Source organism: Kiloniella laminariae (assembly GCF_027214005.1).
Classification (GTDB): Bacteria; Pseudomonadota; Alphaproteobacteria; order Kiloniellales; family Kiloniellaceae; genus Kiloniella; species Kiloniella laminariae_A.
On record NZ_JAPWGY010000001.1, the window covers coordinates 393,099 to 417,109 of the forward strand.

General features: G+C 53.8%; 24 protein-coding genes. 16 read left to right on the forward strand and 8 right to left on the reverse strand.

Features of this window, described 5'->3' with window-relative positions; all coding sequences use genetic code 11:
* Window positions 1-21: 21 nt before the first annotated feature.
* The gene (locus O4H49_RS01760; RefSeq protein ID WP_269421689.1) at window positions 22-621 is read right to left on the reverse strand and encodes a helix-turn-helix domain-containing protein; all 600 of its coding nucleotides are present in this window, start codon (window positions 619-621) and stop codon (window positions 22-24) included.
* Window positions 622-1,033: 412 nt separating this feature from the next.
* On the opposite strand from O4H49_RS01760, the gene O4H49_RS01765 reads away from it, so the two are divergent.
* Window positions 1,034-2,467, forward strand: coding sequence for a homospermidine synthase (locus O4H49_RS01765; RefSeq protein ID WP_269421690.1), 1,434 nt, complete (start codon window positions 1,034-1,036; stop codon window positions 2,465-2,467).
* 110 nt (window positions 2,468-2,577) lie between these two features.
* On the opposite strand, the gene O4H49_RS01770 is transcribed toward O4H49_RS01765, so the two are convergent.
* Window positions 2,578-3,981: a PLP-dependent aminotransferase family protein gene (locus O4H49_RS01770; RefSeq protein WP_419715202.1), complete on the reverse strand. Its 1,404-nt coding sequence runs from the start codon at window positions 3,979-3,981 to the stop codon at window positions 2,578-2,580.
* A 150-nt stretch (window positions 3,982-4,131) separates the two neighbouring features.
* Here O4H49_RS01770 and O4H49_RS01775 point away from each other — a divergent pair, with 150 nt between their 5' ends.
* Entirely contained in the window at window positions 4,132-5,046 is a 915-nt protein-coding gene (locus O4H49_RS01775; protein WP_419715203.1) for a DMT family transporter, read from the forward strand.
* Between the two features lie 255 nt (window positions 5,047-5,301).
* Window positions 5,302-5,550, forward strand: coding sequence for a DUF7683 domain-containing protein (locus O4H49_RS20620; protein WP_419715204.1), 249 nt, complete (start codon window positions 5,302-5,304; stop codon window positions 5,548-5,550).
* Between the two features lie 119 nt (window positions 5,551-5,669).
* Here O4H49_RS20620 and O4H49_RS01780 read toward each other — a convergent pair whose 3' ends face one another.
* A complete protein-coding gene (locus O4H49_RS01780; RefSeq protein WP_269421691.1) occupies window positions 5,670-6,434 on the reverse strand; it encodes an SDR family oxidoreductase in 765 nt (254 codons plus the stop codon).
* Between the two features lie 271 nt (window positions 6,435-6,705).
* On the opposite strand from O4H49_RS01780, the gene ada reads away from it, so the two are divergent.
* Window positions 6,706-7,800 carry a bifunctional DNA-binding transcriptional regulator/O6-methylguanine-DNA methyltransferase Ada gene (ada, locus tag O4H49_RS01785; RefSeq protein ID WP_269421692.1) on the forward strand — a complete coding sequence of 365 codons (1,095 nt, stop codon included), beginning with the start codon at window positions 6,706-6,708 and terminating at the stop codon, window positions 7,798-7,800.
* On the forward strand, window positions 7,797-8,537 hold the full coding sequence (locus tag O4H49_RS01790) for a 2OG-Fe(II) oxygenase (protein WP_269421693.1): 741 nt from the start codon (window positions 7,797-7,799) through the stop codon (window positions 8,535-8,537). Before ada ends, O4H49_RS01790 begins: the two co-directional genes overlap by 4 nt.
* Before the next feature lie 7 nt (window positions 8,538-8,544).
* On the opposite strand, the gene O4H49_RS01795 is transcribed toward O4H49_RS01790, so the two are convergent.
* The gene (locus O4H49_RS01795) at window positions 8,545-9,513 is read right to left on the reverse strand and encodes a glutamate racemase (protein WP_269421694.1); all 969 of its coding nucleotides are present in this window, start codon (window positions 9,511-9,513) and stop codon (window positions 8,545-8,547) included.
* Window positions 9,514-9,539: 26 nt separating this feature from the next.
* Window positions 9,540-9,923: a hypothetical protein gene (locus O4H49_RS01800; protein ID WP_269421695.1), complete on the reverse strand. Its 384-nt coding sequence runs from the start codon at window positions 9,921-9,923 to the stop codon at window positions 9,540-9,542.
* A 285-nt stretch (window positions 9,924-10,208) separates the two neighbouring features.
* Here O4H49_RS01800 and O4H49_RS01805 point away from each other — a divergent pair, with 285 nt between their 5' ends.
* Window positions 10,209-11,282 carry an ankyrin repeat domain-containing protein gene (locus O4H49_RS01805; RefSeq protein ID WP_269421696.1) on the forward strand — a complete coding sequence of 358 codons (1,074 nt, stop codon included), beginning with the start codon at window positions 10,209-10,211 and terminating at the stop codon, window positions 11,280-11,282.
* 371 nt (window positions 11,283-11,653) lie between these two features.
* A complete protein-coding gene (locus tag O4H49_RS01810; RefSeq protein ID WP_269421697.1) occupies window positions 11,654-12,394 on the forward strand; it encodes a GcrA family cell cycle regulator in 741 nt (246 codons plus the stop codon).
* A gap of 81 nt (window positions 12,395-12,475) precedes the next feature.
* Here O4H49_RS01810 and O4H49_RS01815 read toward each other — a convergent pair whose 3' ends face one another.
* Entirely contained in the window at window positions 12,476-14,101 is a 1,626-nt protein-coding gene (locus O4H49_RS01815) for a gamma-glutamyltransferase (protein ID WP_269421698.1), read from the reverse strand.
* Between the two features lie 265 nt (window positions 14,102-14,366).
* Here O4H49_RS01815 and O4H49_RS01820 point away from each other — a divergent pair, with 265 nt between their 5' ends.
* Both O4H49_RS01820 and O4H49_RS01825 read left to right on the forward strand, forming a co-directional pair.
* Window positions 14,367-14,705 carry a hypothetical protein gene (locus O4H49_RS01820; RefSeq protein WP_269421699.1) on the forward strand — a complete coding sequence of 113 codons (339 nt, stop codon included), beginning with the start codon at window positions 14,367-14,369 and terminating at the stop codon, window positions 14,703-14,705.
* A gap of 201 nt (window positions 14,706-14,906) precedes the next feature.
* A complete protein-coding gene (locus O4H49_RS01825; RefSeq protein WP_269421700.1) occupies window positions 14,907-16,169 on the forward strand; it encodes an amidase in 1,263 nt (420 codons plus the stop codon).
* A gap of 102 nt (window positions 16,170-16,271) precedes the next feature.
* Here the strand turns inward: O4H49_RS01825 and O4H49_RS01830 are convergent, their stop codons facing one another.
* A complete protein-coding gene (locus tag O4H49_RS01830) occupies window positions 16,272-16,790 on the reverse strand; it encodes an adenine phosphoribosyltransferase (RefSeq protein ID WP_269422271.1) in 519 nt (172 codons plus the stop codon).
* Window positions 16,791-17,129: 339 nt separating this feature from the next.
* Between O4H49_RS01830 and O4H49_RS01835 the strand changes: the two genes are divergently transcribed.
* From O4H49_RS01835 to O4H49_RS01850, 4 genes are all read left to right on the forward strand, one after another.
* Window positions 17,130-17,654, forward strand: coding sequence for a DUF302 domain-containing protein (locus tag O4H49_RS01835; RefSeq protein ID WP_269421701.1), 525 nt, complete (start codon window positions 17,130-17,132; stop codon window positions 17,652-17,654).
* Between the two features lie 226 nt (window positions 17,655-17,880).
* On the forward strand, window positions 17,881-18,537 hold the full coding sequence (locus O4H49_RS01840; protein WP_269421702.1) for a class I SAM-dependent methyltransferase: 657 nt from the start codon (window positions 17,881-17,883) through the stop codon (window positions 18,535-18,537).
* A gap of 328 nt (window positions 18,538-18,865) precedes the next feature.
* Window positions 18,866-19,975, forward strand: a complete 1,110-nt coding sequence (locus tag O4H49_RS01845) for a DUF2336 domain-containing protein (protein ID WP_269421703.1) — start codon at window positions 18,866-18,868, stop codon at window positions 19,973-19,975.
* 187 nt (window positions 19,976-20,162) lie between these two features.
* On the forward strand, window positions 20,163-20,405 hold the full coding sequence (locus tag O4H49_RS01850) for a hypothetical protein (protein WP_269421704.1): 243 nt from the start codon (window positions 20,163-20,165) through the stop codon (window positions 20,403-20,405).
* A 26-nt stretch (window positions 20,406-20,431) separates the two neighbouring features.
* Here the strand turns inward: O4H49_RS01850 and O4H49_RS01855 are convergent, their stop codons facing one another.
* Entirely contained in the window at window positions 20,432-20,818 is a 387-nt protein-coding gene (locus O4H49_RS01855; protein ID WP_269421705.1) for a hypothetical protein, read from the reverse strand.
* 97 nt (window positions 20,819-20,915) lie between these two features.
* Between O4H49_RS01855 and O4H49_RS01860 the strand changes: the two genes are divergently transcribed.
* The 3 genes from O4H49_RS01860 to O4H49_RS01870 all read left to right on the forward strand — a co-directional run bounded on the left by O4H49_RS01860 (window position 20,916) and on the right by O4H49_RS01870 (window position 23,870).
* The gene (locus O4H49_RS01860) at window positions 20,916-21,497 is read left to right on the forward strand and encodes a VOC family protein (RefSeq protein WP_269421706.1); all 582 of its coding nucleotides are present in this window, start codon (window positions 20,916-20,918) and stop codon (window positions 21,495-21,497) included.
* Between the two features lie 90 nt (window positions 21,498-21,587).
* Window positions 21,588-22,874, forward strand: a complete 1,287-nt coding sequence (gabT, locus tag O4H49_RS01865; RefSeq protein WP_419715205.1) for a 4-aminobutyrate--2-oxoglutarate transaminase — start codon at window positions 21,588-21,590, stop codon at window positions 22,872-22,874.
* 132 nt (window positions 22,875-23,006) lie between these two features.
* Window positions 23,007-23,870: a carbon-nitrogen hydrolase family protein gene (locus O4H49_RS01870; protein WP_269421707.1), complete on the forward strand. Its 864-nt coding sequence runs from the start codon at window positions 23,007-23,009 to the stop codon at window positions 23,868-23,870.
* The last annotated feature ends 141 nt before the right edge of the window (window positions 23,871-24,011 follow it).

Here is a 24,011-nt window from a genome sequence, read left to right on the forward strand (position 1 = left end):
AAACGGGGTAATAAAACGGGCCTAGTAAAACGGAGGAGACATGATCCAGATGACTTCTGCCACCTCTGGCCCGGGGTTGTGGGTACGGTGAAACTCGCCGCGGTTGATCTTGAAACTGTCGCCTGCATGCAGCGTGAAACTTTTATCGGCAATCTCGACGATAATGGTGCCGCTGACGACGTATCCGGATTCTTCAACCACTTCGCGGGCGATCTGGATCTCTCCGGTGGCGGCACCGGGCTGGAAGGTCCCCATGATCATCTCGACGTCGCCACCAAGGTCAGGGGAAAGCAGTTCCTCGACCATGCCTGTGCCGGTAAAATTCAGCTTGCGGCGGTTTTGTTTACGCACAACATGGGCTTGTTCAGTCGGGTCTGCGACAGCGGTACCGTGAAAGAACCAGGAGTTCTGAACCTCGAGTGCTTCGGAGATCTTGTTGAGAATGGGAATGGAAACCGCTGAAATGCCCCGTTCGATCTGGCTGATGTAACCAACTGATTTGCCAATTTTTTCTGCCAGGTTCGTCACGGACATGCGCTTGGCTTTGCGCAGATCCCGGATCTGTTGCCCCAGAGTGACGGATTCTTCTTCAAGAGTGTTTTCTGCCTTGGGCCGCGCCATTCAAGCTGTTTCCTGTATTCTGCTCCCCGAAGTGATCAGGGTTTGTTTTGCTGGAAATATAAAGGCAGAATTAAATGAAAAAACAAACACATTTTTTCATTAGTGTGAAAAAAAGAAAGAAAATTACATTTAATGAACTGTGGTTGTGCTGTTGAAATTATATTTCCGGGGCAGCAAAATCTTGCAATTGTTGCCTGCTTGTGGTCCAAGCGTCGCCAGAGTTGCCGCCGGGTAATGCAGGGTCTGTGAGCAGCAGGTTTCTGTCGGGCGTGTGATGACAGGATAAAGATTTTTGCGGTATTGCCACCTCCCGCGATCCGATACCTCCGTGGCATGGCTGCACTTGGGCGTAACATTAGAATCTGTCTTGCGTAACGGATCACGCAGCTTGAGGGCAGTGGAGCAAAAAATCATGACATACCCAGTATATGGAAAAATTTCCGGTCCCATTGTTCTGATCGGGTTCGGTTCTATTGGCCGCGGGGTTCTGCCCCTGATCGAACGCCACTTTGAATACGATTCCCATATGATCCATGTGATTGATCCTTCGGATGAGCATGCAAACTTTCTGGCCCAGCGCGGGGTGAAGTTTCACAAGAAGTCTTTGACCGAAGACAATTACCGCGAAATCCTTGATGGCTTTTTTGCCGCCAACACTTCTGGTGACAAACAGGGTTTTTGTGTGAACCTCTCCGTCGATACCGGCTCTCTCGATATCATGAAACACTGCCGGGATCTGAACACCCTTTACATCGATACGGTGGTCGAACCCTGGCCCGGTTTTTACTTCAACGAAGATGCTTCCCCGGCCGAGCGTACCAACTATGCCTTGCGTGAAACTGTGCGCGCTGAAAAGCGGGCCAATCCCGGTGGAACCACAGCCGTTTCCTGTTGTGGCGCCAACCCGGGCATGGTGTCCTGGTTCGTCAAGGAAGCGCTGATGCATATCGCGCGGGACACCGGGCAGGAATGTGAGCAGCCACAGAACCGTGAAGGCTGGGCCAGCCTGATGCAGTCCCTTGGCGTCAAGGGCATCCATATTGCCGAGCGCGACACCCAGTATGTGCGCGAGCCAAAACCCATCGGTACCTTTATCAATACCTGGTCGGTCGAGGGCTTCATTTCCGAGAGCTTCCAGCCTGCTGAGCTTGGTTGGGGCAGCCATGAAAAGTGGATGCCGGAAAATGCCCACAAACATGACAAGGGCTGTCAGGCCGCGATCTATATCACCTATCCCGGTGCCTTGACCCGGGTTCATACCTGGTGCCCGACACCTGGCCCCCAGTATGGTTTTCTGGTGACGCACAACGAGGCAATCTCGATCTCTGACTACTATACGGTCGGGGATGCAGCGACACCTGACTATCGCCCGACCTGTCACTATGCCTATCATCCCTGTGATCAGGCCGTTCTCAGTGTGCACGAGATCTTTGGCTCGGGTGCGCAGCAGAAGGTTATGAAAATTCTGTCAGAAGACGAGATCGTCGATGGTGTGGACGAGCTGGGCGTCCTGCTGTATGGCCATGCCAAGAACGCTTACTGGTATGGCTCCCGCCTCTCGATCAAGGAGGCCCGTACTCTGGCACCGTTCCAGAACGCGACCGGCCTGCAGGTCACCTCGGCGGTTCTGGCTGGCATGGTCTGGGCACTGGAAAACCCGGAAGCCGGGATTGTCGAGACTGACGAGATGGATCACAAGCGCTGTCTTGAAGTGCAGCGACCCTATCTTGGCCCGGTCGAAGGACATTACACCGACTGGACCCCACTTTCGACCCGTTGGGATCATTTCAACGAAGAGATCGACACCAGCGATCCCTGGCAGTTCAGGAACATTCTGGCTTCCTGACTTTTCAAGTGATCTGAACATGGTACAGGGCTCATTTCCATCAGGAAATGGGCCCTTTGTCCTCTTGGGAGTTCCCAGTGAAACAATTTGCAGGGTCCGGCTTTGGATGATTAGCGGGCGAGGGCGGTTACCAGTACCTCGAACAGGCGCGGGGAAAGCGACTGGGCGACATTGAAACGCAGGAACCTGTTGGCATTGCCGGACTGGCTGAAAACATTACCGGGGGCAAGGATGATATTCTGGGCAAGGGTTTTGCGGGCGATATCTGCGGCATCCTGTCCTTCGGGCAGGCTGCACCACAAAAACAGACCTGCACCGGGTTCGATCCAGGGGATGATACCAAGGTTACCCAGGCGGTCACTGGTCTGTTTCATGGCCTGGGACAAACGCTTGCGCAGTTCTTCCATATGTTTCCGGTAACTGCCGTTTTGCAGAATGTTGAGGACCAGCTCCGCCGAGAAGTGCCCGTTGCCAAAGGTGGTGGCGATCTTCAGGTCGATCAGGTTTTCAATCCATTCCGGGCGCGCGGCGATAAAACCGCAACGTACAGCAGCTGAAAGCGTTTTGGAAAAACTGCCGATGTGGACCACCCGCTCCAGCCCGTCTAGCGCAGCAAGGCGCGGGCTTGGGGCCTGTTCGAAATCGGCAAAGATGTCGTCCTCGATAATCCTGAGATCGTGCTGTTCCGCCAGCTTGAGCAGACGGTGAGCAACGGGGAGAGACAGACTTGCCCCGGTCGGGTTATGCAGGGCTGAATTGGTGATGTAAAGGCGGGGCGTATGGTTTTTCAGGGCCTGTTCAAAGAGGTCCAGGTCCGGGCCGTTGCGGGTGTAGGGGACACTGACAACCTTGACCCGATGCGCCCGCAACAGGGCGTGAAAATTGAAATAACAGGGATCGTCCAGCAGCACACAATCGCTGGGTTCAAGTAAAAAACGGCAGAGCAGATCAATGGCCTGTGTGCCTGATTCTGTTAACAGGATCTGATCTGGGCTGGCATCGATCCCAACAGCATCCATCCGTCGGGCGAGCAGGGATCGCAGGGCGGGAAGCCCCAAGGGAGAACCATAATCTGTCAGGATCGCGCTGTTGCTGCGGGCGAGGGTTCTCAAGCCGCGGCGAAGGCTTTCTTCGGGCATCCAGTCGGGAGGCAACCAGCCACAGCCTGGCTTGAGAAAACTCTCGTCCGCTTCAAGCGATTGCCGGGACACCCAGAAGGGATCAACCGCGCGGTCCAGCTTCGGCCCGATTTCGGCAAGACTGAGGGGCGGAAGCTGGGTTGTGACATAAAAACCCGATCCCCGCCGGGGCTGGATGATGCCTTCGGCCACCAGTCGGTCATAGGCCTCGACAACCGTCGATTTTGATACCCGCAGTCTGTCGGCGAGATGGCGGATCGAAGGCAACTTTTCGCCAGAGGCCAGACTGCGCCCGGCGATGCGTTGCCGGATCACCTGCATGACCTGTACCACCAGGGTATCTGTTGACTCAGGTAAGGTTTCCTGGATTTTCACGGCGGCTTATTCCTGCTTTGTACTGCTATTGTGTCCAGTACAGTTTGATTGAATTGTACTGGATTGTATCTGGGGAGAAGCACCGGAGCAAGTTATAGACGATGGTGTAACAACTGCGGTGAGGCTTATGGCCGAGCGCAGGATGTAAAGGTGACACTGACAGAAGAAAGCGGTTTTCAGATGAACAGCAAAAACAGCGGGTGGATCAACGGTTTTATCGGGATGCTGATTTTCAGTGGTTCCCTGCCAGCGACCAGAATAGCGGTGGCAGATTTTGATCCGGTGTTTCTGACATTGGCGCGGGCGAGTATTGCCGCGTTGCTGGCGCTTGTCGTCTTGAAGGCTTTTGCGGTGAAGCGTCCGGTGAAAGGCGATCTGGTTTCCCTGATTGTAGTCTCGTTCGGCGTGGTTATCGGTTTCCCCCTGTTAACCGCCTATGCACTGCAATACATTCCGACCACCCAGTCGATTGTCTTTGTGGGGCTGTTGCCTTTGATGACGGCGATCTTCGGCATCCTGCGCGGGGATGAGCGGCCCGGTCCAGCCTTCTGGATTTTCTCCTGTCTGGGCAGTGGGCTGGTGATCGGTTTTGCCCTCAGTCTGTCCGGTGTCACTTCGGCAGGGCCCCTGTCTCCCGAGGCGTTGATCGGCTGTGCCTTGATGCTGGTGGCGATTGTGGTCTGCGGCCTTGGTTATGCCGAAGGGGCCAGGCTGTCGCGTCGGCTGGGCGGGTGGCAGGTCATCAGCTGGGCACTGGTGCTCTCCATGCCGATTACGCTGCCTCTGACCTATGTCAGTCGTCCTGAATCTTTTGCCGGTCAAGGACAGCTTGCCTGGTTCGGGCTGGCCTATGTCTCGCTGTTCAGCATGCTGCTCGGCTTTGTTTTCTGGTACCGGGGACTGGCCCAGGGCGGTATTGCGGCGGTCGGGCAACTGCAGTTGCTGCAGCCGTTTTTCGGTCTGGTTCTGGCGGCAGTTCTGTTACAGGAAACCGTGGGCTGGGCAATGGTTCTGGTTGCTGCTGCCGTGGCGCTTTGCGTGACCGGGGCCAAACGTTTCGCCTAGGATAAATCAATAAGGGATATAAGGCTTGAATAGTTCTGTTTAATCAATTTTTCTCATTTTTATAGTCCCATAGGCTATTGATTGTATAATTGTGCTCACTCAACTTATTCCCCTCGTGCAACTGTGGGTATTACCTGTCTCCCCAATTATATTGGATGATAAGGTAAGCCGTTGATGCCAGACGGAAGGTGACTTGAGAAACCTTTAAAATATGATGTCCGAAAGTGTGATGCTCAGTTGGATACATACGAGAAAATGCCCAAAGTAACATTGAGACAATACATAATATATTTTAGGAATGAGGATGAAAAACTCCTCGGAGAAACCGATCTTCCCTATATGGACATATCTGTATATCAGAAATTATTTAAGATTGATTCTGATAATCCTATGTATGATTCTTACCCGATAGGCCAACTTGAAGCGCATTTCTTTAAGGACCAATTTGATTATGAATTTGATTTAGAAAAGTGTTGTTATTTCTTTGAACAATCTTTGCCATGAAAGACTGATACATAGGTTATCAGCTTATTTCTCCAGACAAGAAAATGTTGGCGCAGAATAAACGTAAAGGGATTAACACAACTGTAGGCGTACCAATTGATACGCCTACAATTCTTCTGTCAGGTCTTGTTTATGGAAACACCGCCATCAACCAGCAGGGCGGTGCCGGTGACAAAGCTGGCATCATCCGATGCCAGATAGAGCGCTGACCGGGCAATCTCTTCCGGCTCTGCCAGACGCTTGAGGCCGTGCAGGCTCTTGATGAAAGCTTCCGTATCGGGGTCAGAAGCCACAGACCTGCCCATAGGTGTGTCGGTGCCGCCAGGCAGCAGGGCATTGACCCGCAGGCCCTGCGGTCCATGTTCGACAGCAAGGCACTGGGTCAGGCCGATCAGGCCGGATTTCGCGGCGGCATAGGCGGCCATGCCGGGCATGCCCGCGCTGTAACCGACAAAGGTCGAGGTGAAGATCAAAGAAGCGTTTCTGCTTTTGAGCAGCTCCGGGATCTGGTGCTTGGATCCGAGAAAAGCCGAGGTGAGGTTGGTTTCCAGCGTATCATGCCAGCCGGAGAGGGTAACCTCGCTTGTCGGTCCCATGGCCCCGAGTGTTCCGGCGTTGTTAAAGGCAATATCCAGTCCGCCGTAAAGCCCGGTTGCGGTTTCGACCAGCGCTTTGGCATAGGCCTCGTCCTTGACATCTCCGGCTATGGCCACTGCCTGACTCCCTGCGTCTTTGATTTCTGTAACAAGAGTGTCCAGTTCGTTCTGACGGCGGGCGCCGACCACAACTCTGGCTCCCTCGGATGCAAAGAGCAGGGCGGTTGCCCGACCAATGCCCGAGCTTGCCCCGGTAATAATTGCGACCCGATTTTCCAGTCTGTTCATCTGATGAGTTCCTTTTGTCAGATTGGTTGGTGCCGATATGGCGTTGCTGCAGACTGGAGGTAGAAGAGGAGAAGAAAACTCCGGTTCTTGTCCGGTAATCCGTAATTTCCCCGACGTTGAACAAAGGCTCAAGATCGGGGTGGCGTGTTCGGCTGTTTCAGGGGAAAATGAATTCAAGCGCAAGATTCGGAGTTCGCAGCTCGGACCCGCGATCTAGTGTCATCCTTATGGCGATCCCGACAAAGGGAAGTGGAATAAGGAGACGCAGACAATGAGTGACAGATCACAGGTGAGACTATTGGAAAAGACCTCCGGTTTTTCTGATGAAAGCAGTCGTTGGGCCGCCGTTGTCGCGCGGGACAAGGCGGCGGATGACGTCTTTTTCTATTCCGTGCTGACCACCGGGGTTTACTGTCGCCCCTCTTGTGCTGCGCGTCTGGCGCGACGGGAGAATGTCGCCTTTTACGACAGCTGTGCGGCGGCAGAAAAAGCCGGGTTTCGCCCTTGCAAACGCTGTCGTCCCAATGAGGAAAAACGCGAAGTCCGTCAGGCACAGGCGGTGGAAAAAGCCTGTCGTCTGATTGCCGAGGCCGAGGAACTGCCCGATCTTGAGGCGCTGGCGGAAGTCGCTGGGATGAGCCGCTTTCATTTCCACCGGGTGTTCAAACAGCTGGTCGGGGTGACACCCAAAGCCTATGCCAGCGCACAGCGGGCCGAACGGGTCCGCGCTGAACTGCAACAAGGTGGCAGTATTACCGAAGCAATCTATGATTCCGGATTTAACTCGAACGGGCGGTTTTATGCCAACACTGGAAAGCTGCTGGGCATGAAACCTTCGACCTATCGCAAAGGCGGCGAGCAGATGGAAATCCGCTTTGCTCTGGGTGAGTGTTCATTGGGCTCTATTCTGGTTGCCGCCAGCGAAAAGGGGCTCTGTGCCATATCGCTGGGCGATGATCCGGAAGTGCTGGTGCACGAGCTGCAGGACCGTTTTGCCAAGGCAACGCTCAGGGGCGGGGAGGGCGCGTTCGAACAGTGGGTCGCACAGGTGATCGGCTTTGTTGATGACCCTCGGGTTGGGCTTGATCTGCCACTGGATATCCGGGGCACGGCGTTTCAGCAGCGGGTCTGGCAGGCGCTGAGCGAAATCCCGCTGGGTACAAGGGTGAGCTATTCGGAGGTTGCCGAAAAAATCGGGGCGCCCAAGGCGGTGCGAGCGGTGGCTTCGGCCTGTGCTGCCAACCATCTGGCGGTTGCTATTCCCTGTCACCGCGTGGTGCGCAACGATGGGGCGTTGTCAGGCTATCGCTGGGGCATCGAGCGCAAGCGCAGCCTGCTTGAACGCGAAGCGGGAACAGCGGCATGAGGGACGAAGCAGTCGTAAACCAGCACTCTGCGACCAGATCGGACAGCGGGGATCGCTTTTCAACAACAGATATTGCGCAGGATCTGAACAGAGATGGCTACGCCCTGCTGCCGGGGTTGCTGTCGGCCGAGGTTTGTCGGGATCTGTCCAGCGGCTACCCGCAGGCAGAGCAATTTCGCAGCCGGGTGGTGATGGCGCGCCATGGCTTTGGGCAGGGTGAATATCAGTACTATGCCTATCCCCTGCCGCCGATCATCGCGCAACTGCGCCAGGATCTTTACCGGGTGCTGGCGCCGATTGCCAACAGCTGGCACGACACCATGGGAATTGAGGCGCGTTTCCCGGTCGAGCTGGCTGATTTTCTGGAACGCTGTCATCAGGCCGGGCAGCACAAACCGACGCCGCTGCTGCTGCAATATGGGGCTGGCGATTACAACTGCCTGCATCAGGATGTCTATGGCGAGCTGCTTTTCCCCCTTCAGGTTGCCTGTCTTTTGTCAAAACCTGATGAGGATTTTACCGGGGGTGAACTGGTGCTGACCGAACAACGCCCGCGCATGCAATCCCGTGCCGAAGTCGTGCCGTTGTATCAGGGGGACGCCGTGATCTTTCCGGTACGTCATCGCCCGAAACAGGGCACCCGCGGCAGCTACCGTGTCACCATGCGCCACGGCGTCAGCCGCCTGCGCAGTGGACAACGCCATACACTGGGTCTGATCTTCCACGACGCAGCCTGAGTCTGAGTCAGCTTAACAGCGCCTGTTGCCAGTTTTCCTGCTGCCCGTTTTCGGTTGCGCTGACGGGCAGAAAGACTTCGGTTGCAGTGGCGATGACTTTTGGGTCTCCAGTGGTGTAGAGCAGCCGGGCCGCCGGATGGTTATCTTCGGGTTTGATGCTGTGTTGCAGACTGGCGAGGTGGCTGTGGCGGTGGAGGTAATCGCCGAGGCTGTCGGCGGAAATACTCGCCTGACAGAGCAGCGGGATCTGTTTTCCTGTCAGGCCTTTCGCGGCATCGTCAAACAGTTCTTTCAGCAGAGGGTAGTGGGTGCAGCCGAGCATGATCCAGCTGGGCAATTCCGGGCTCTGTTCCAGCAACTGGCTGACATAACCTGTCACAAGGTTGCGCAGGGCTTCGGGACCTTCGCGGCCTTCGATGGCCGGAACAAGCGCGGGGCAGGCCTGCTGGACGATCTTGAGCCGGGGGGCACGCTTGTTGATTTCGACCACATAGGTCTGGCTGCGGACGGTGGCTTCGGTGGCAAAAATCGCTACGGTGCCTTCCAGATCTTGTTGCGGATGCTGTTCCCAGCGGATCCAGGGGCGGTCGGTAATGGCTTCGACCATCGGCACCAGTACACCGAGAATACGATTGTCTGGCGCACGGCTGGGCAGCCATTCCTGTTGCAGCTTGCGCAGGGCGATGGCCGAGGCGGTGTTGCAGGCAAGAATGACCAGACGACAGCCCTGGTTGAACAGAAAATCGACCCCCTCCCGGGTCATGTCATAGATCTCGGGACCAGATTTTGGGCCATAGGGCGCGCGGGCGTGATCGCCGAGATAGATAAAGTCCCGTTCAGGCAGGGAACTGCGCAAGGCCTGTAAAACAGTAAGCCCTCCCGAACCGGAATCAAACACCCCGATCGGCGCCTGTCCGACCTGAACAGGATCATCACAGTTGCCGGTCCCGATCTGGATTTCTTCTTTGGATGTCATCGAAAAGATCACTCTGCTTTCATGGTTTATTTACAGAGATAGATACCAGAAATGGCAGGAATTTGACGATGATGATAGCTCAGTTGAATTTCCGTATTATTTCTTTCTGGGGCGGGGTCTTTCCCGGCTCTGTTTTTGCTGAGCAGCGCACAGAATTCCTGCAGGCTGACCTCGAGTTCCTGGGCTTCCTGTTCCCCGCTGGCGAGGAAACGGATCTCCCGCGAGGAGAGGATTTCAACCTGGTCAAATCCCCGGGCGGTGAGAGAGCCGAAGGCCCCGATGGTCTCGCGGATGACCTGGCGGTTATCCTCTTCTGTTTCTTGGGGGGCAATAATAACAAGGCGATAGGCAATAAAAAACACCCCTCCAAGAAGGACCAAAGCGCCAATCCGCCAGTATTTCTTTTGCATGGGGTCTCTTTTCGAGTGATCAGAAGTTTTCTTCAGGGATAATTACAAGGCAAGAGGCTGATTCGAAGGTCTTTTTTTTGCCATAAAAATATCAAAGCTGTATAGCCTTGTCCTGAAGATTACGCAACGGCTTGAGCCTGGCGTAAATCTCTGTAATATGGGCGCTGGAATGGAACTGATCTCTGGTCAAGAGGGCAGGGTTTTGTTCACGATAAGAGGGGATGTCGTTTTATTCCTGTTTTGCTTGTATCGCAGTGTTGTGTGAAATATTTCTTGGTGTTGTAAATGAAGTTAACTGACGGCGGGCGTGTCTTTTTTCTGCGCCTGATCTTCATGATATCTCTGGTGTTCTTGCACCCGGTGTTGGCGTTGGCTGACTTTGATGCCGGGCAGAAGGCCTATGATGCCAAGGATTATGCGGCAGCCTATCGCTATTGGCAGGTGAGCGCTGATCAGGGGGACCCTCAGTCCCAGCTTGGGCTGGCGCAGCTCTACCTTGCCGGGCGCGGGGTGCAAAAAGACAAGATTGTCGCTTATCTCTATTTTGCTCTGGCCTCTGACCAGAATATAGTCGAGGCAGGCAAGCAGAAAGAAAAGCTGGCCGAGAGATTCACCGACGAGGAAGTTCAGCTGGCCGAAACGCTCAAGGACAGCTGGGAACCAATCTTGCCAGCCGAGACAGAGGCAACAGTTACGGACGAGATCGCCAGGCTGGAACAACAGTGGTTTGCAGCGGCCGAGGCTGGTGATGCGCCGGTCATCAAGGAAATGGTTGAAGCCGGATTTGATATCAATAGCCAGGATGTCGATGGCTGGACAGCGCTGATGCTTGCTGCCCTGAACAGTCATACTTCTGTCGCAGGTTTTCTGATTGAGTCCGGTGCCGATCAAAAAATTACCGATGGTCTGGGCATGACGGCCTTGATGGCGGCTTCGGTTGCCGGAGATGCTGATCTGGTCAAGCTGATGGTAAAAACCGGGGCCAATGTGGATCAGGTGGACAGTGCGGGACAGAATGCAGAATATATGGCCGAAGAAGCCGGGCATGTTTCGATTGCCCGTTATTTCTCCGGTATTGAACTGCCTGAAGAAGATATTCAGAAAGCGCAGGAACTGTTGATCGTGCTTGGGTATCTGGAAGGTACGGCCGATGGGAAAAGCGGCCCCAAAACCATGGCAGCCGTCAAGGCCTTTCAGGAAGACAGCGGCCTGAAGCCAAACGGCATGATCCGCCAGATCCTGATGGAAACACTGACTGACAAGGTGACATCACTGGAGGCGTCTTCTCCAGAAGAAAACGGAATTACGACTGTTGAAGCCGGAAGTGAAGAAATTCTGGCGACCGGGGCGATCGAATAACCTGCTGTCGAGTTTTTTTGGGGATCACGTCTGGTTGATCAAACCTGGCCGGGATGGCACCGATGTCTGCCCGAATTCTGCTGTTCGCGCTGTATAGTTCTGATGAAAAAGCAGGCCGCATGGATGAACAGCTGGTTGACAAGGCCGGGGCAAACAGGTAGCCGTCACCCTTCGTTTGAAGCAGGAAATTTCTGATCGTGGATAAACAATATAGTTTGTTCCCTGTAGAAAAAGGTTTTGTCAGATATTTCGGATGTGAGACTCGACTCGGGCTTTGTCATTCTATATGGTATCCCGTCATTCGCAGAGACTGGATATGCTGGTTTTCTGCTTCGATAATTGAATCCTTTCCACTCGTTAAGGCAGTCTAGATGAACTGGACAGAAGAGCGCATTGAGCTTCTGAAAAAACTATGGTCCGAAGGCCATAGTGCTTCGCAGATAGGTAAACTTCTTGGCGTTTCCAAAAACGCTGTGGTTGGTAAGGCACACCGGATGAAACTGGCAGCCAGACCTTCCCCTATCAAACGGGGTGAAAAAGACGAGACAGCGAAAAAAGATACCGCTGCCAAGGCTCAGACACCAAAGGTTGCCAAACCGGCAGCTGCGGCCAAAACTCCGGCGCAGTCCGAGGTTGCAACACCAAAAGCTAAACCGGCACCAGCTCCTAAAGCGGCTGTTCGCCCTGCTGCTCCAGCTCCGAAACCGGCAGCTGCACCGGCACCCGCTCCGGCGGCAAAATCTGTTGGCTTCGCTCCTCCGCCACCGGTCACGGCTGCTGAAGCTGCGGCGACTGCCAAGGCCGAAGACACGGCTCTACCAGCCAAGGCCCGGCGTAAAGCCAGTCTTGACGCGGCGGATCGCCGCCTTTTCAGTGGTGCGCTTGAAAAGCGCAAAGGGCCGAAGTGTCTCTGGCCGATTGGTGATCCTGGTGATGCAGACTTCCATTTCTGTGAAGCGCCGGCAGTACCAAGCAAGCCCTATTGTGCAGAACATTGTGCCCGGGCTTATATTACAAAAAGCAGTCGTGGTGGCGGGGGCTCACGCTCATCCACACCTTCGTCTTCTTCTTCTTCCTCATCTTCATCCTCTTCGTCTTCCGAAGCGGCCTGAGATTGAAGCGATACACAAAAAGGGGTGCTTTTGCGCCCCTTTTTGTGTTTTGTCACTCTGACCAAATCGGTTCCGGATCTTTTATATCACCTTGGCGATACCGCCTCGGCGCGGGTCTCCGGCGGCACTGACCTGCCCGCTTCCCGTACGGCTGAGAGTATGAACACCACCGAAAAAGAGATCTCGTCCAGGCCAGAGGCGATGAGAACAGGCTTTGTTTTCCAACAAAGTGGCGATGAACTGCTTACATTCATCGGCATCAAATCCTCCTTCGATACTGGCAAGACCGCGCTCCACATGCAGACGGGGGGCTGTGACAGCGGCTGCGGCATCCATGTCGTATTCAATCAGATTGATCAACACCTGAAGAATGGCGGTCCGGATCCGGTTTGATCCGCCTGAACCCAGGACTGCAAGTTGCCCCTGGTGTCCACGGGCGAGCGAGGGGGCCATCATCGAGGAAATCCTGCTGCCCGTGGGCCAGTTGTGAAAACCTGCAGGATTGAGATCTTCCTCTCCCAGCATGTTGTTCATCATAATACCGCTGCCGGGCAGAATGTAGCCACAGCCCTCGCCATTGGACAGAGTCAGGCTGGCGAGGTTTCCCTTGCTGTCGAGCACGCTGATATGAGTGGTCCCGCGCGGGTTGTGAGGATGTTCGGCAACTTCACGGCGGTAGCGTTCCAGAAAAGGAGGAGAAAACAGTTTTTGTGCGGCGTCTTTTTCTTCCTGTTCTGAGGCCGCTTCGTGCAGGGCACTTTCAACTCTGGCCTTGTTTGTCAGCGCCATGATGCGGGAAAGTTTTTCCAGATGACTGACTGTACCAAAGCCGGAAGGGGCAAAGGACTCTTCCTGGAGCAGGGCAAGAGCAAATGCAATCAGGATGCCGCCAGCCGAGGGAGGCGGGTTGGTATCTATTTGCCAGTTGCGATAGGTCAGGGAGAAAGGCTTGCGAATTTTCACCTGATAGCCTGAAAGGTCTGAGAGGGTAAGAAGTCCCCCCTGATCCCGGCAATCCCTGATCAACTGGCTGGCGATCTCGCCTTCATAAAACAGCCGCTCGCCTTCATGGGACAGAGCGTCCAGAAATCCGGCCAGCTCTGGCTGTTGTAACAAATTTCCTTCTTGCAACAGGCAATCAGGACGCTTGGCAAAAATGGCCTGGCTTTCTGCTCTGGCAAGGAAAATTGGCTGAATGATCTCGAACAGATAAGCCTCGGTCTGGCGCAGGCGGGTGCCTTCGCGGGCCAGTCGGATTGCCGGTTCCATAATCCGGGTTATGGGCAGGCTGCCAAGCTCCCGGTGGATGGTAAAAAGACCGCGGATCTGTCCCGGTGTTGCCATCGCGCCCAGACCGATATGGAATTCCTGCTCTGTGGTTTTGAAACGGGCCGTTATCGGGGTGAAGTCGATCTGGTCAAGGGGGCGACGGTGCCGGGGTGTGTCGACAAAAAAATCATAGAGACGGCTTCGGCCCGGCAGGGTCTGGTGATTGTCTGCACCCTTGGCCAGAAGAAAGCCGCCACCGCCAAAAGAAGAAAGCACGGGTTCGACGACGGAAGAAGCACAAAGCGCCGCCAGAGCGGCATCAAAAGCTGTGCCTCCATCCCTCAGGATTTCCTCTGCTGCTGCAGCGGTGTCCGGGTGCCCGCAGGCGACAGCACCAAACTTTGCTATGCCGGAGTGAGTACTTTCTTTTGCTGACATCTGCCCCCGTTCTGGCTTGTTTGTTCTGATTGGCTTTATCGTCACTATTATTTCTGACATGCCGGGGCTGAGGGGTAAAGTTTCAAAGGAGGGAAAACGGGGGGCAGATTTATCGGGAAATAATGCCGTAAATAGGTAAAGCTCCCAATTTTGCCTGACTTTCGCCCGATTTATAGTGTTTCTGAAAAAAGGCTTCTGTCGGGTGGACCGTCCGGGTTGGTTCAGGTGTAGTCTGGAAGCAATGTTTGGTAAATGGAGGATCGTGATGTCTGGGGTTATGAAACAATCAAGGAGCTGGTGTTTATCGACTCTTCCTGCTGTGCTTTTTGCCTTGGGGCTTGCGGTTTCTCCCTTGCTTTTGCAGTCCGCACAGGCACAGGAAGAAGAGAGCCCGGGAGAGATGGCCCGGGAGAGCCTGGAGCTGATGATGAAATCACTCTCTTTGGTAATCGATGCCATCCCGCAGTATGAAATGCCCGTGATCACAGAAAACGGCGATATTATCATCCGGCGTAAACAAAAGGATGATTGGGAAGATCAGGACGATACGTCCCCTGATGCAAAACCAACGGATCCCGAGAATCAGGATTCCACCAAGATCTGAAGATGTGATCGGGCTGCTGTTTATGGGCTTAGGTAAAAAACCGGCTTGCGGCTTTGGTCAGAGGAGGCTATCCCCAAGATAACCGGGTGTGGTGCTTTTATATAAGTCTGCTGCCATTAAACCCGCTAGAATGAGGCTGTTCAGCTTGCCGAGTTGTTTTGCTGTGTCGGCCTTGCGTGTCGTGTAAGGAAGGGATACCCCATGTTTGACAGCCTCGGTGCTTTTGTCCCCGGTGGAAACATGACTTTTGAGGGGGCTGAAAAAGGACCGCTCAAGGGTTTTGGTTTCGCGGTCAAGGATATCTTTGATCTTCAGGGCTATGTTACCGGCTATGGGAACCCTGACTGGCAGAGCCGCCGCCGCCCGGCCAAGCTTCATGCCGAAGTGGTGCAGAAACTTCTCGATGCCGGGGCTATGGTGATCGGCAAGACCATCACAGACGAATTTGCCTACAGCCTTAACGGCCAGAATATGCACTATGGCACACCCGCCAATTCGGAAGCGCCGGGACGTATTCCCGGTGGTTCTTCCAGTGGTTCGGCCTCAGCTGTTGCGGGTGGCTTGGTGGATTTTGCTCTGGGCTCTGATACAGGTGGCTCTATCCGGGTACCGGGCAGTTATTGCGGCCTCTTTGGCCTGCGCCCCAGCCATGACCGGATCAGCCGCGCCGGGGTGCTGCCGCTGGCTGAAAGTTTTGACACCGTTGGCTGGTTTGCCCGCGATGCCTGGTTGTTGCATCTGGTGGGGGAGGTTTTGTTTGATGGCAAGGCGGATACAGATAAAAAACCGGAAAAGCTTCTGGTCGCGGTCGATGCCTTTGACTGTCTTGATCTGCGCTCGCGCGGTGCGTTGAAACCGCATCTGGAACGGCTGGAACAACGCTTGGGCAAGGCGGAATATATTACGCTTAATCCGGATAACCTTTCTGTCTCCAGTCTCTATCCGCAAGGAGAGGCCCCCGCTGATCCGGCTTCGGGTGGTCTGGTCGGATTGGCCGATATTTTCCGGGTGCTGCAGGGCCGGGAAATCTGGACAGCCTATGGCGACTGGATGACACGGGTCAAACCGCGTATTTCCCCGGATATTCAGCAACGCCTCGACTGGGCCGCAACCATCACTGATGAACAGGTGGCCGAAGCGGAGGAAAAACGGACGCTTTTCGTCCAACGACTGAACAGGCTATTGCCAGAAAAAGCATTACTCTGCCTGCCTTCTGCTCCCGGCATTGCCCCGCGGATCAAGGAAGAGGCTGAAACGCTTGCGGCCCACCGCAGCAAGTTATTGGCGCTGACCTCTGCCGCAGGCCTGAGCGGCTGCCCGCAGGTCACCCTGCCGCTCGGCACCCTCGAAGGCTGTCCGCTGGGCCTGGGTCTGATGGCGGCAAGAGGATCTGATCTGGAACTTCTGGCTTTCGCCGAAAGTTTCTGTGGCGAAGAAGAGCAGCAATCCCTGAGCCAGTTTTAGCAACTACTGTCGCCTTTTAACCAGGAACAAAAAATCCCTGTAGAATTGTTATAAAATCTACAGGGATCGCAACTGCCATTAGGCAAGAGGACCAATCGGTCCTTATTCGTCGTACTGGATCAGCGTGGTGACGGGCAGTCCGGCGAGTTTTTCGCGGCCCTTGAGGAAGTTCAGCTCGATAATGCAGGCGGCCATGCGTACATCTGCACCAGCCTGTCTCAGCAGGGCAACGGCCGCTTCCATGGTGCCGCCCGTGGCGAGCAGATCGTCGAGCATGACCACGCGCTGACCCGGCTTGATGGCGTCTTCCTGAATCTCGATGGTGTCGCTGCCGTATTCCAGATCATAGCTATAGGGAATGGTCTTGCCCGGCAGTTTGCCTTTTTTGCGCACCATGATGAAACCCAGGCCCAGACGCAACGCCAGCGGGGCGGCGAGCAGGAAGCCACGGGATTCAATACCCGCGAGCACGTCGGGTTTTTCTTTTGCAATGATGGCGGCAAGGCGCTCGATGGTTTCGTGCCAGGCTTCCGGGTGGGCCAGCAGGGTCGAGATGTCATAAAACAGAATGCCGGGTTTGGGATAGTCTGGAACCGGGCGGATATGATTTTTCAAATCGATGGTCATCTGTCTCTGGGTTCCTTTTTGTCCCCGGCTGAACACAGCCAGAATAAGTCATGCCGCGGCCCATTGCTCTGGGCCAAGCGCGATTAATGCAGAATTGTGACGGATTCTGCAACAGAACCTTTTCCAGACCCTGCTGCGCCCGTTACCCCTTTGTTGTTACAAGCAGCGCCAGAAGTCCAGATCAGAAGACACAGCCAGATGTAACGGTCAGATGTTATGGCCAAGATACCAGGATAGAGAGATCACGATAGAGTGAGGAATGGTTGTTGTTGCGAAGGGGCTGTGGTGCAATCGCTTTCTGGAGTGTTCCAGATTTTACACAGGAGAAGCTTTATGATCCGGCGTCGTTATGCGTTCCTTCATACCCTGGGTGGGCTGTTGTCTCTCGTTACCGGGCTTTTGATGGGGCTGGGCTTGCTTGTGGCGCCATCTTCTTTTTCTTCAGCATTGGCTGATCAGGGTTTTCCCCAGGACGGCATGGTTGTGGTCAAAACCGATAAGGCCTTTACTGTATTGGTTGCGGATCTGGAGAGAGCAATCAAGGAAAACAAGATGGGTCTTGTCACCCGGGCATCTGCAAGTGCGGGCGCTGCCGGGCAGGGCATCACCATTCCTGGCAACATGGTGGTCGGTGTCTATCGTAATGATTTTGCCCGCCGTATGCTGGAAGCCTCCCTTCCGGCGGGTATAGAAGCGCCGATCCGGTTTTATCTGACCGAGAACGACGATGGCTCCGCAAGCCTGACCTACCAGAAGCCGACGGCGGTTTTTGCTCCCTATGGCAGTGCGGATCTTGATGTCATGGCTGCAGAGCTGGATGTGATTTTCGATGCGATTGCCAAGGAGGCAACACAATAGTCCTCGCGGACTTTTCTGGTATAGCCGGACCGCCAGATTTAACAGGGGGTGGAGCTGATCGGCGGTGTTCTTGTCGGTTTGTTCTCCGGGCGTTAAAGAAGTTTACCCAAGCAGTGCTATCGCGTAGAAAATACTAGGATGTGCCGAGTGTTTCGCAAGCTTTCATTGTTTTTCTAATGGGCGAGACAGGCAGCATTCAGTTCTAATAGAAAACGAGACAGACACGGTGGGCAGGAAAAGCAGGACTGATAACGGGGAAGAGTCAGTTCACATAGATCAGGTTGAAGATCAGTCCGAAGTCCTGTTTTGTGATTTTTCCGGCGGGGCGGTCGGGCATCGCTTGCGTTTTGGTGGCGGACGGGGACAGGATCTGCCCAAGGCGGCGGGTTTTACCAAAGGGCGCACACCAAGCGTTGTCGATGCCACAGCAGGTTTTGGCCGGGATGCTTTTCTGCTGGCTTCACTGGGTGCTGAAGTCACCTTGATCGAACGCTCGCCGGATGTTCATGCCATGCTTGAGGAGGGGATGGCACGGGCGCGGGAGGCTGACGAGAAGGTGGCACAGATTATCGCGCGGATGACCTTGCTTTTCGGAGATGCAAAGGAAATTTTGCCGGGGCTTGCGCCAGAAGTTGTGATCGTCGATCCCATGCACCCTCCCCGCAAGACCAAAGCGTTGGTGAAAAAGGAAATGAGGGTCTTGCGGTCTTTTGTCGGGGCCGATCCGGATGCAGAAGAGTTGATGAAAGTCGCCTTGTCTGCTGCGGAAAAACGCGTGGTCTTGAAGTGGCCAGCCAAAGCAGACCCTCTGGCGGGAATCAGGAAACCTTCGCATCAGATTATGGGTAAATCGACACGTTATGATGTCTTTATGGTCGGATAGATCGCGATTTTTGCGGGTAGTAAATTCATCCGGGCAAAGAAATATAACTTATTTTTACAACCTTTAAGTTGTTTCCCGGCTAAGATATTTTTTTCTTTTGTGATATAGTTGTGACATGTCCATTGCAGATGTAGCCCTTAACCTGATGTTATCTATTTGATAAATATAATTGTTACGCTTTGGGATTGAATGTTTTTTTATAAATACAGGGTAAATTTTATCTTGTTATTAAACATGAATTAACGGGACGCCCTGATAATAGGGCTGAAAGAGTCGGGATACCATTCCGGTATGTACCGACGCGTAGGTTGAAAGAAGCTGGAGAGCCATGAGTCTTACACAGCAAGATGTCGCCAAACTTCTGGCAGATCCGTCTCCCGTTGTGCGGGCACAGACGACGGCGAAAATCGCCTCTCATTTTGATTCCAAGGAATTTACGGCAGAAGAAAAGGCGATTGCCGAGGATATCTTTCGGGCTCTGGTCAAGGATGCCGAAGTGGTTGTCAGAGAGGCTCTGGCCAACACGCTCAAGGCTTCCGAGGATCTGCCGCGGGATGTGGCCTTGGCTATGGCCCGGGATGTTGAATCTGTCTCCCTGCCGGTTCTGAAATATTCAGAAGTTTTTTCCGATGAGGATCTTATTGCCATTCTCAACTCTGAGGGAGCTGCCAAGCAGGAAGCAATCGCTCTCCGCAGTATTGTCTCTGAAGCTGTTTCAGACGCTGTTATCGATACGGGAAATGAAAGTGCAGTCGCAAAACTTGTCTCTAACGAAGGTGCGGCAATAACTGAAAAATCCTATGGCAGGGTGATGACCGAGTACAAGGAAAGTGAAATGGTTTCGGGATCATTATCCCGCCGTCCTTCCCTTCCGCCCTCAATCGCCCAACGCCTGATGAGTTCCCTGTCTGACCGCCTGCAGGAATATGTGGTTAGCAGGAAAGATCTCGATTTTGACCAGGCTTCCAATCTGATCCTGCAGGTTCGCGAACGGGCCACCGTTTCCCTGCTCAAGAACGGATCAAGCCATGCGGAACTGGTCAAGCTGGTCAAACAGCTGAACAAGAGTGGGAAGCTAACCCCGTCACTGGTCCTGAGGGCGCTTTGTACCGGCGATATGATGTTCTTTGAATGCGCCATGTCGGAAATGGCGGGTATTCCCCTGAAGAACGCGCAGGCCCTGATTCATGATGAAGGCGCGCTCGGCCTGAAGTCTCTCTATACCAAGGCCGGTATGCTGATGGCCTATTTCCCCTTTGTGAAGGCGGCGATCCGGGTGCATCGGGAAATGGATTACAGTGGTGAACAGAATGACCGCGAGGTTTTTGCCAGCCGCTTGCTTGAACGGCTTCTGACTGTTTTTGAATTGCCGGACCAGGAACTCAGCCCGAACGAAGTGGAATATCTGGTGACCAAGCTTCAACAGTATTCTGCCTGATTGAATAGATAGTCTATGACAAAAAAACGGTCCTGTTACAGGGCCGTTTTTTTTGTTAGCCGGGAGAGTGATTTATTTACCGCAGGGATCATTCTGCTTGATTGTATGCAGGGCAGATAATATCTGATCAGTCAGGAGTGAGTCGCTTTTCCGTGACTCTTGTGAACATCTGTATCAGCGGGACGCAATGCCAGGACCGGATTTATATGAAACCCTGTCTGTTATGGCAGGGGCTGCCGCAGTGGTGGGAGCAGCCGGATGGTGGGCGACCCGTCCGCGTGTTCCGGGAACAATTCGCTGGATCTCTCCGACTGCTATTCAGTTTCTTGGTGTGATTGTCTTTGTATTGATGGTGCCGCATTTGCTTGGACTGCTTGGGGGAGCGGATTTGCTGCAGGCAATCTCATCCCAGCGAGGGTACCGCGGCTGAACCTGTCATCAAACGTGGTTCAGGTGTCAGGGGGTATAAAAGCTCTGGGGAACCGGCATAAAATCCTCGTCTTCTTCGTCCACCCCTGTTAGGTCGCCGATCGGTTCGAGGTCGTTTCTTGTCCACCAGTAACGAAAACCCTGGGCGCGGAGCCAGCGCTCTACCCGAGCCAGATCGTTCCACTCGCGCCCGAAGCCTCTTGCGGAATTGATCCTGGCAAGTTGCCCGTCGACATAAACCAGAACCCCCCATGAAAAGGGATGTTTGCTCTGGTCGCCAAAGCCGCCGCCTTTTTGCTGTCGGTGAACCCGATAGACCACAGGGAAATCACCGAGCCTTGCTGCCGTTCGCAGAAAAGGCAGGTCGGATTGTGTAATGGCCAGGGTCACGCCTAACGCTACATCTTGATCCATGTTGTTGACAGGTTCCTTTTTTTACTACAGCATGATCCATGATGAATTTTAAGTAGTAGCATTCACAGAGATGCAGCGAAAGAGAATAGAGGTAAAAATGGCTCGAAAGATTAACCCGGTCCCCAAGGGATACCATACATCTACACCGGTTCTTGTGGTGCAGGATGCAGCGGCAGCCATTGAGTTCTACTGTGAGGTCTTTGGAGCCAAAGAGCTTTCAAGGCTGGTCTCCGATGACGGTCTGACCATTTTAAGATCAGAGCTTAAAATCGGAAATTCTGTTATTCTGCTCAATGATGAAATGCCTGCCTATGGGATTTTGTCCCCGGCTTCCCTGGGGGGAGCGTCAACCGCCTTGCAGCTTTATCTCCCCGAGCTGGATGCTGTCTGGGCGCGGGCAGTAAAAGCCTATTCCTATGTGTTATTGCCGCTGGAAGATGCCTATTGGGGTGAACGGACGGGAAAATTGATCGATCCGTTCGGACATGTCTGGATTCTGAGTAAGAAGACTGAAGTCCTCAGCCAGGAAGAGATCAAAAAACGCGCTGCCCTGATCAGCCCTCTTGCTTTTGGGCAGGACAACAATGAGAATGCTTCTGTTCAAAATTCTGAACAGCTTTCGCCTTCCGGGCAAGATGCTGTTCCGATTATTGATATCGCAATGGCATTAAACGGCTGAGAATGGCCGACTGGCTGAGAAACCCCGATGCTTCCGAGAGGTGTATCAGGGAGGTTTTGCAGCCTTTCTCAATCAGGTAAGGAAATGATGATGAACAATTCTTCACTTACAACACGACGGGACAATGCGATTCCGCGCGGTGTGGCGACAGCAACAAACGTCTTTGCTGACCGGGCTGAAAATGCCGAGCTGTGGGATGTTGAAGGCCGTCGCTATGTTGACTTCGCCGGTGGGATTGCTGTGCTGAATACTGGACACCGTCATCCGGATGTCATGGCTGCGGTTCAACAGCAGTTGGCGCGTTTCACCCATACGGCTTATCAGGTCGTACCCTACGAAACCTATGTCGAGCTTGCTGAACGCCTCAACCGTCTGGCTCCGGGGCCAACCCCCAAGAAAACTCTGTTTCTGACCACGGGTGCCGAGGCCGTGGAGAATGCGATCAAGATTGCCCGGGCTCACACCGGGCGTCCGGGTGTAATTGCTTTTTCTGGCGGGTTTCATGGTCGGACCAACCTGACGATGGGCCTGACAGGGAAGGTCGTCCCTTATAAAGTTGGTTTTGGTCCTTTCCCGGGTGATATTTTCCACGTGCCATACCCGATGCCCAATCACGGGGTCAGCGAAGAAGATTCACTTGATGCACTCAAGACTGTCTTTAAAGCCGATGTCGATCCTAATCGCATTGCGGCATTAATCATCGAACCTGTGCAGGGTGAGGGCGGCTTCTATATCGCTTCGCCTGCCTTCCTTGGCAAGCTGCGTGAAATCTGTGATGAACATGGCATTCTTTTGATTGCCGATGAAATCCAGACCGGTTTTGCCCGGACTGGCAAGACCTTTGCTATCGAACATTCCGGGGTTGAACCGGATATGATTACCATGGCCAAAAGTCTGGCCGGGGGCTTCCCGCTTTCCGGCGTAGTCGGTAAGGCCCACATTATGGATGCTCCGGCTCCTGGTGGACTGGGCGGGACTTATGGGGGCAGCCCGATCGGTTGTGCTGCGGCCCTGGCTGTTCTGGATGTAATCGAAAAAGAAGGTCTGAATGGCAAGGCGATTGCGCTGGGTAAAAAAGCGACGGACCGGCTGCATGCACTGAGCAATCGCAATGATGTTCCGGCTATTGGTGCTGTTCGTAATCTCGGAGGCATGATTGCTTTTGAGCTGATGAAGGACAAATCCGGGAACACGCCTGACCCCGATATGGCCAAGAAGCTTTGTGCCAAGGCCCTGGAAAATGGTCTTATCCTGCTTTCCTGTGGTATATATGGAAACACGATCCGCATTCTGGTGCCTTTGACGGCCTCTGATGCTGTGGTTGATGAGGGACTTGATCTTCTGGAAGCCGCACTGGTTCAGTGTGCTGTGGGCTAGACAGTCTGCCGGTTAATGTGTTCTGCTATGTCCCCGATCGGGAGTTTGTCTGATCGGGGGCGGGCAGTACAATCCAAATTATTATTTCTGATCTTTTTTTATGAACGATCGGGATAAATTGAAAAGAGATAGATGACACCGTTTTCGATCGCCGGGGTACAGATGTATGTATCCGCAAGTCAGGAAAATATCTCTGCCATGAAGTTGCGGGTTGAGGTTGCTCTTGCTCGTTTTCCCTGGCTTGACATGATCCTTTTTAGTGAGCTTTCCCCCTTCGGGCCGTTACAGGGAAATCACCCCGAAACAATTTCTTCGCAGATAGAGATTTTTCAGGAACTGGCTGCTCAGCATAAAATCTGGCTGATACCCGGCTCGATGTTTGAACGCCGCGAAACCGGTGTTTTCAACAGCTCGGTTGTGATCAATCCCAATGGCGAAATCGTTGGTCGCTATGACAAGATGTTCCCCTTTATGCCCTATGAAACCGGGGTCACTGGCGGGACAGAGTTCCTGGTGTTTGATGTTCCACAGGTCGGGCGTTTCGGTTTTTCGATCTGTTATGATATCTGGTTCCCTGAAACGACCCGGACCCTTGCTGCCATGGGGGCGGAAGTCTTGTTGCACCCGGTACTGACAGGAACAACAGACCGGGATGTCGAGTTGGCCATCGCCAGGGCTACTGCGGCACAGTTCCAGTGTTATGTTTTTGATATAAATGGAATTGGGGCGGGTGGTATCGGGCGGTCCTGTGTTGTCGGTCCGGGTGGAAACATGCTCTACGAGGCCCGGGGCAGCGAGGAGATTATACCGATAGAGATCGATCTGGATCTGGTTCGTCGTCAGCGCGCGCTGGGGCAAAATGGTCTGGGACAGGTTCTCAAAAGTTTCCGTGATCGCAATGTCGATTTTTCTGTCTATGACAGATCCCGTTTTAGTCACGATTATCACGATAGCCTGGGGCCTCTTCAGATGCCTCACCGCAATATTCACAGTTAAGTTTATCAATGCTGTCGGTTCATCTGGACTACAGGTGAACCGACAGTAATGGATTGTCCTAGAAGAAACGGAAGGAACAGCCCGACAAGAGGCTAAGGTTAATAAAAATCGGTACCCATAATCATGTTAAAAAAATAAGTT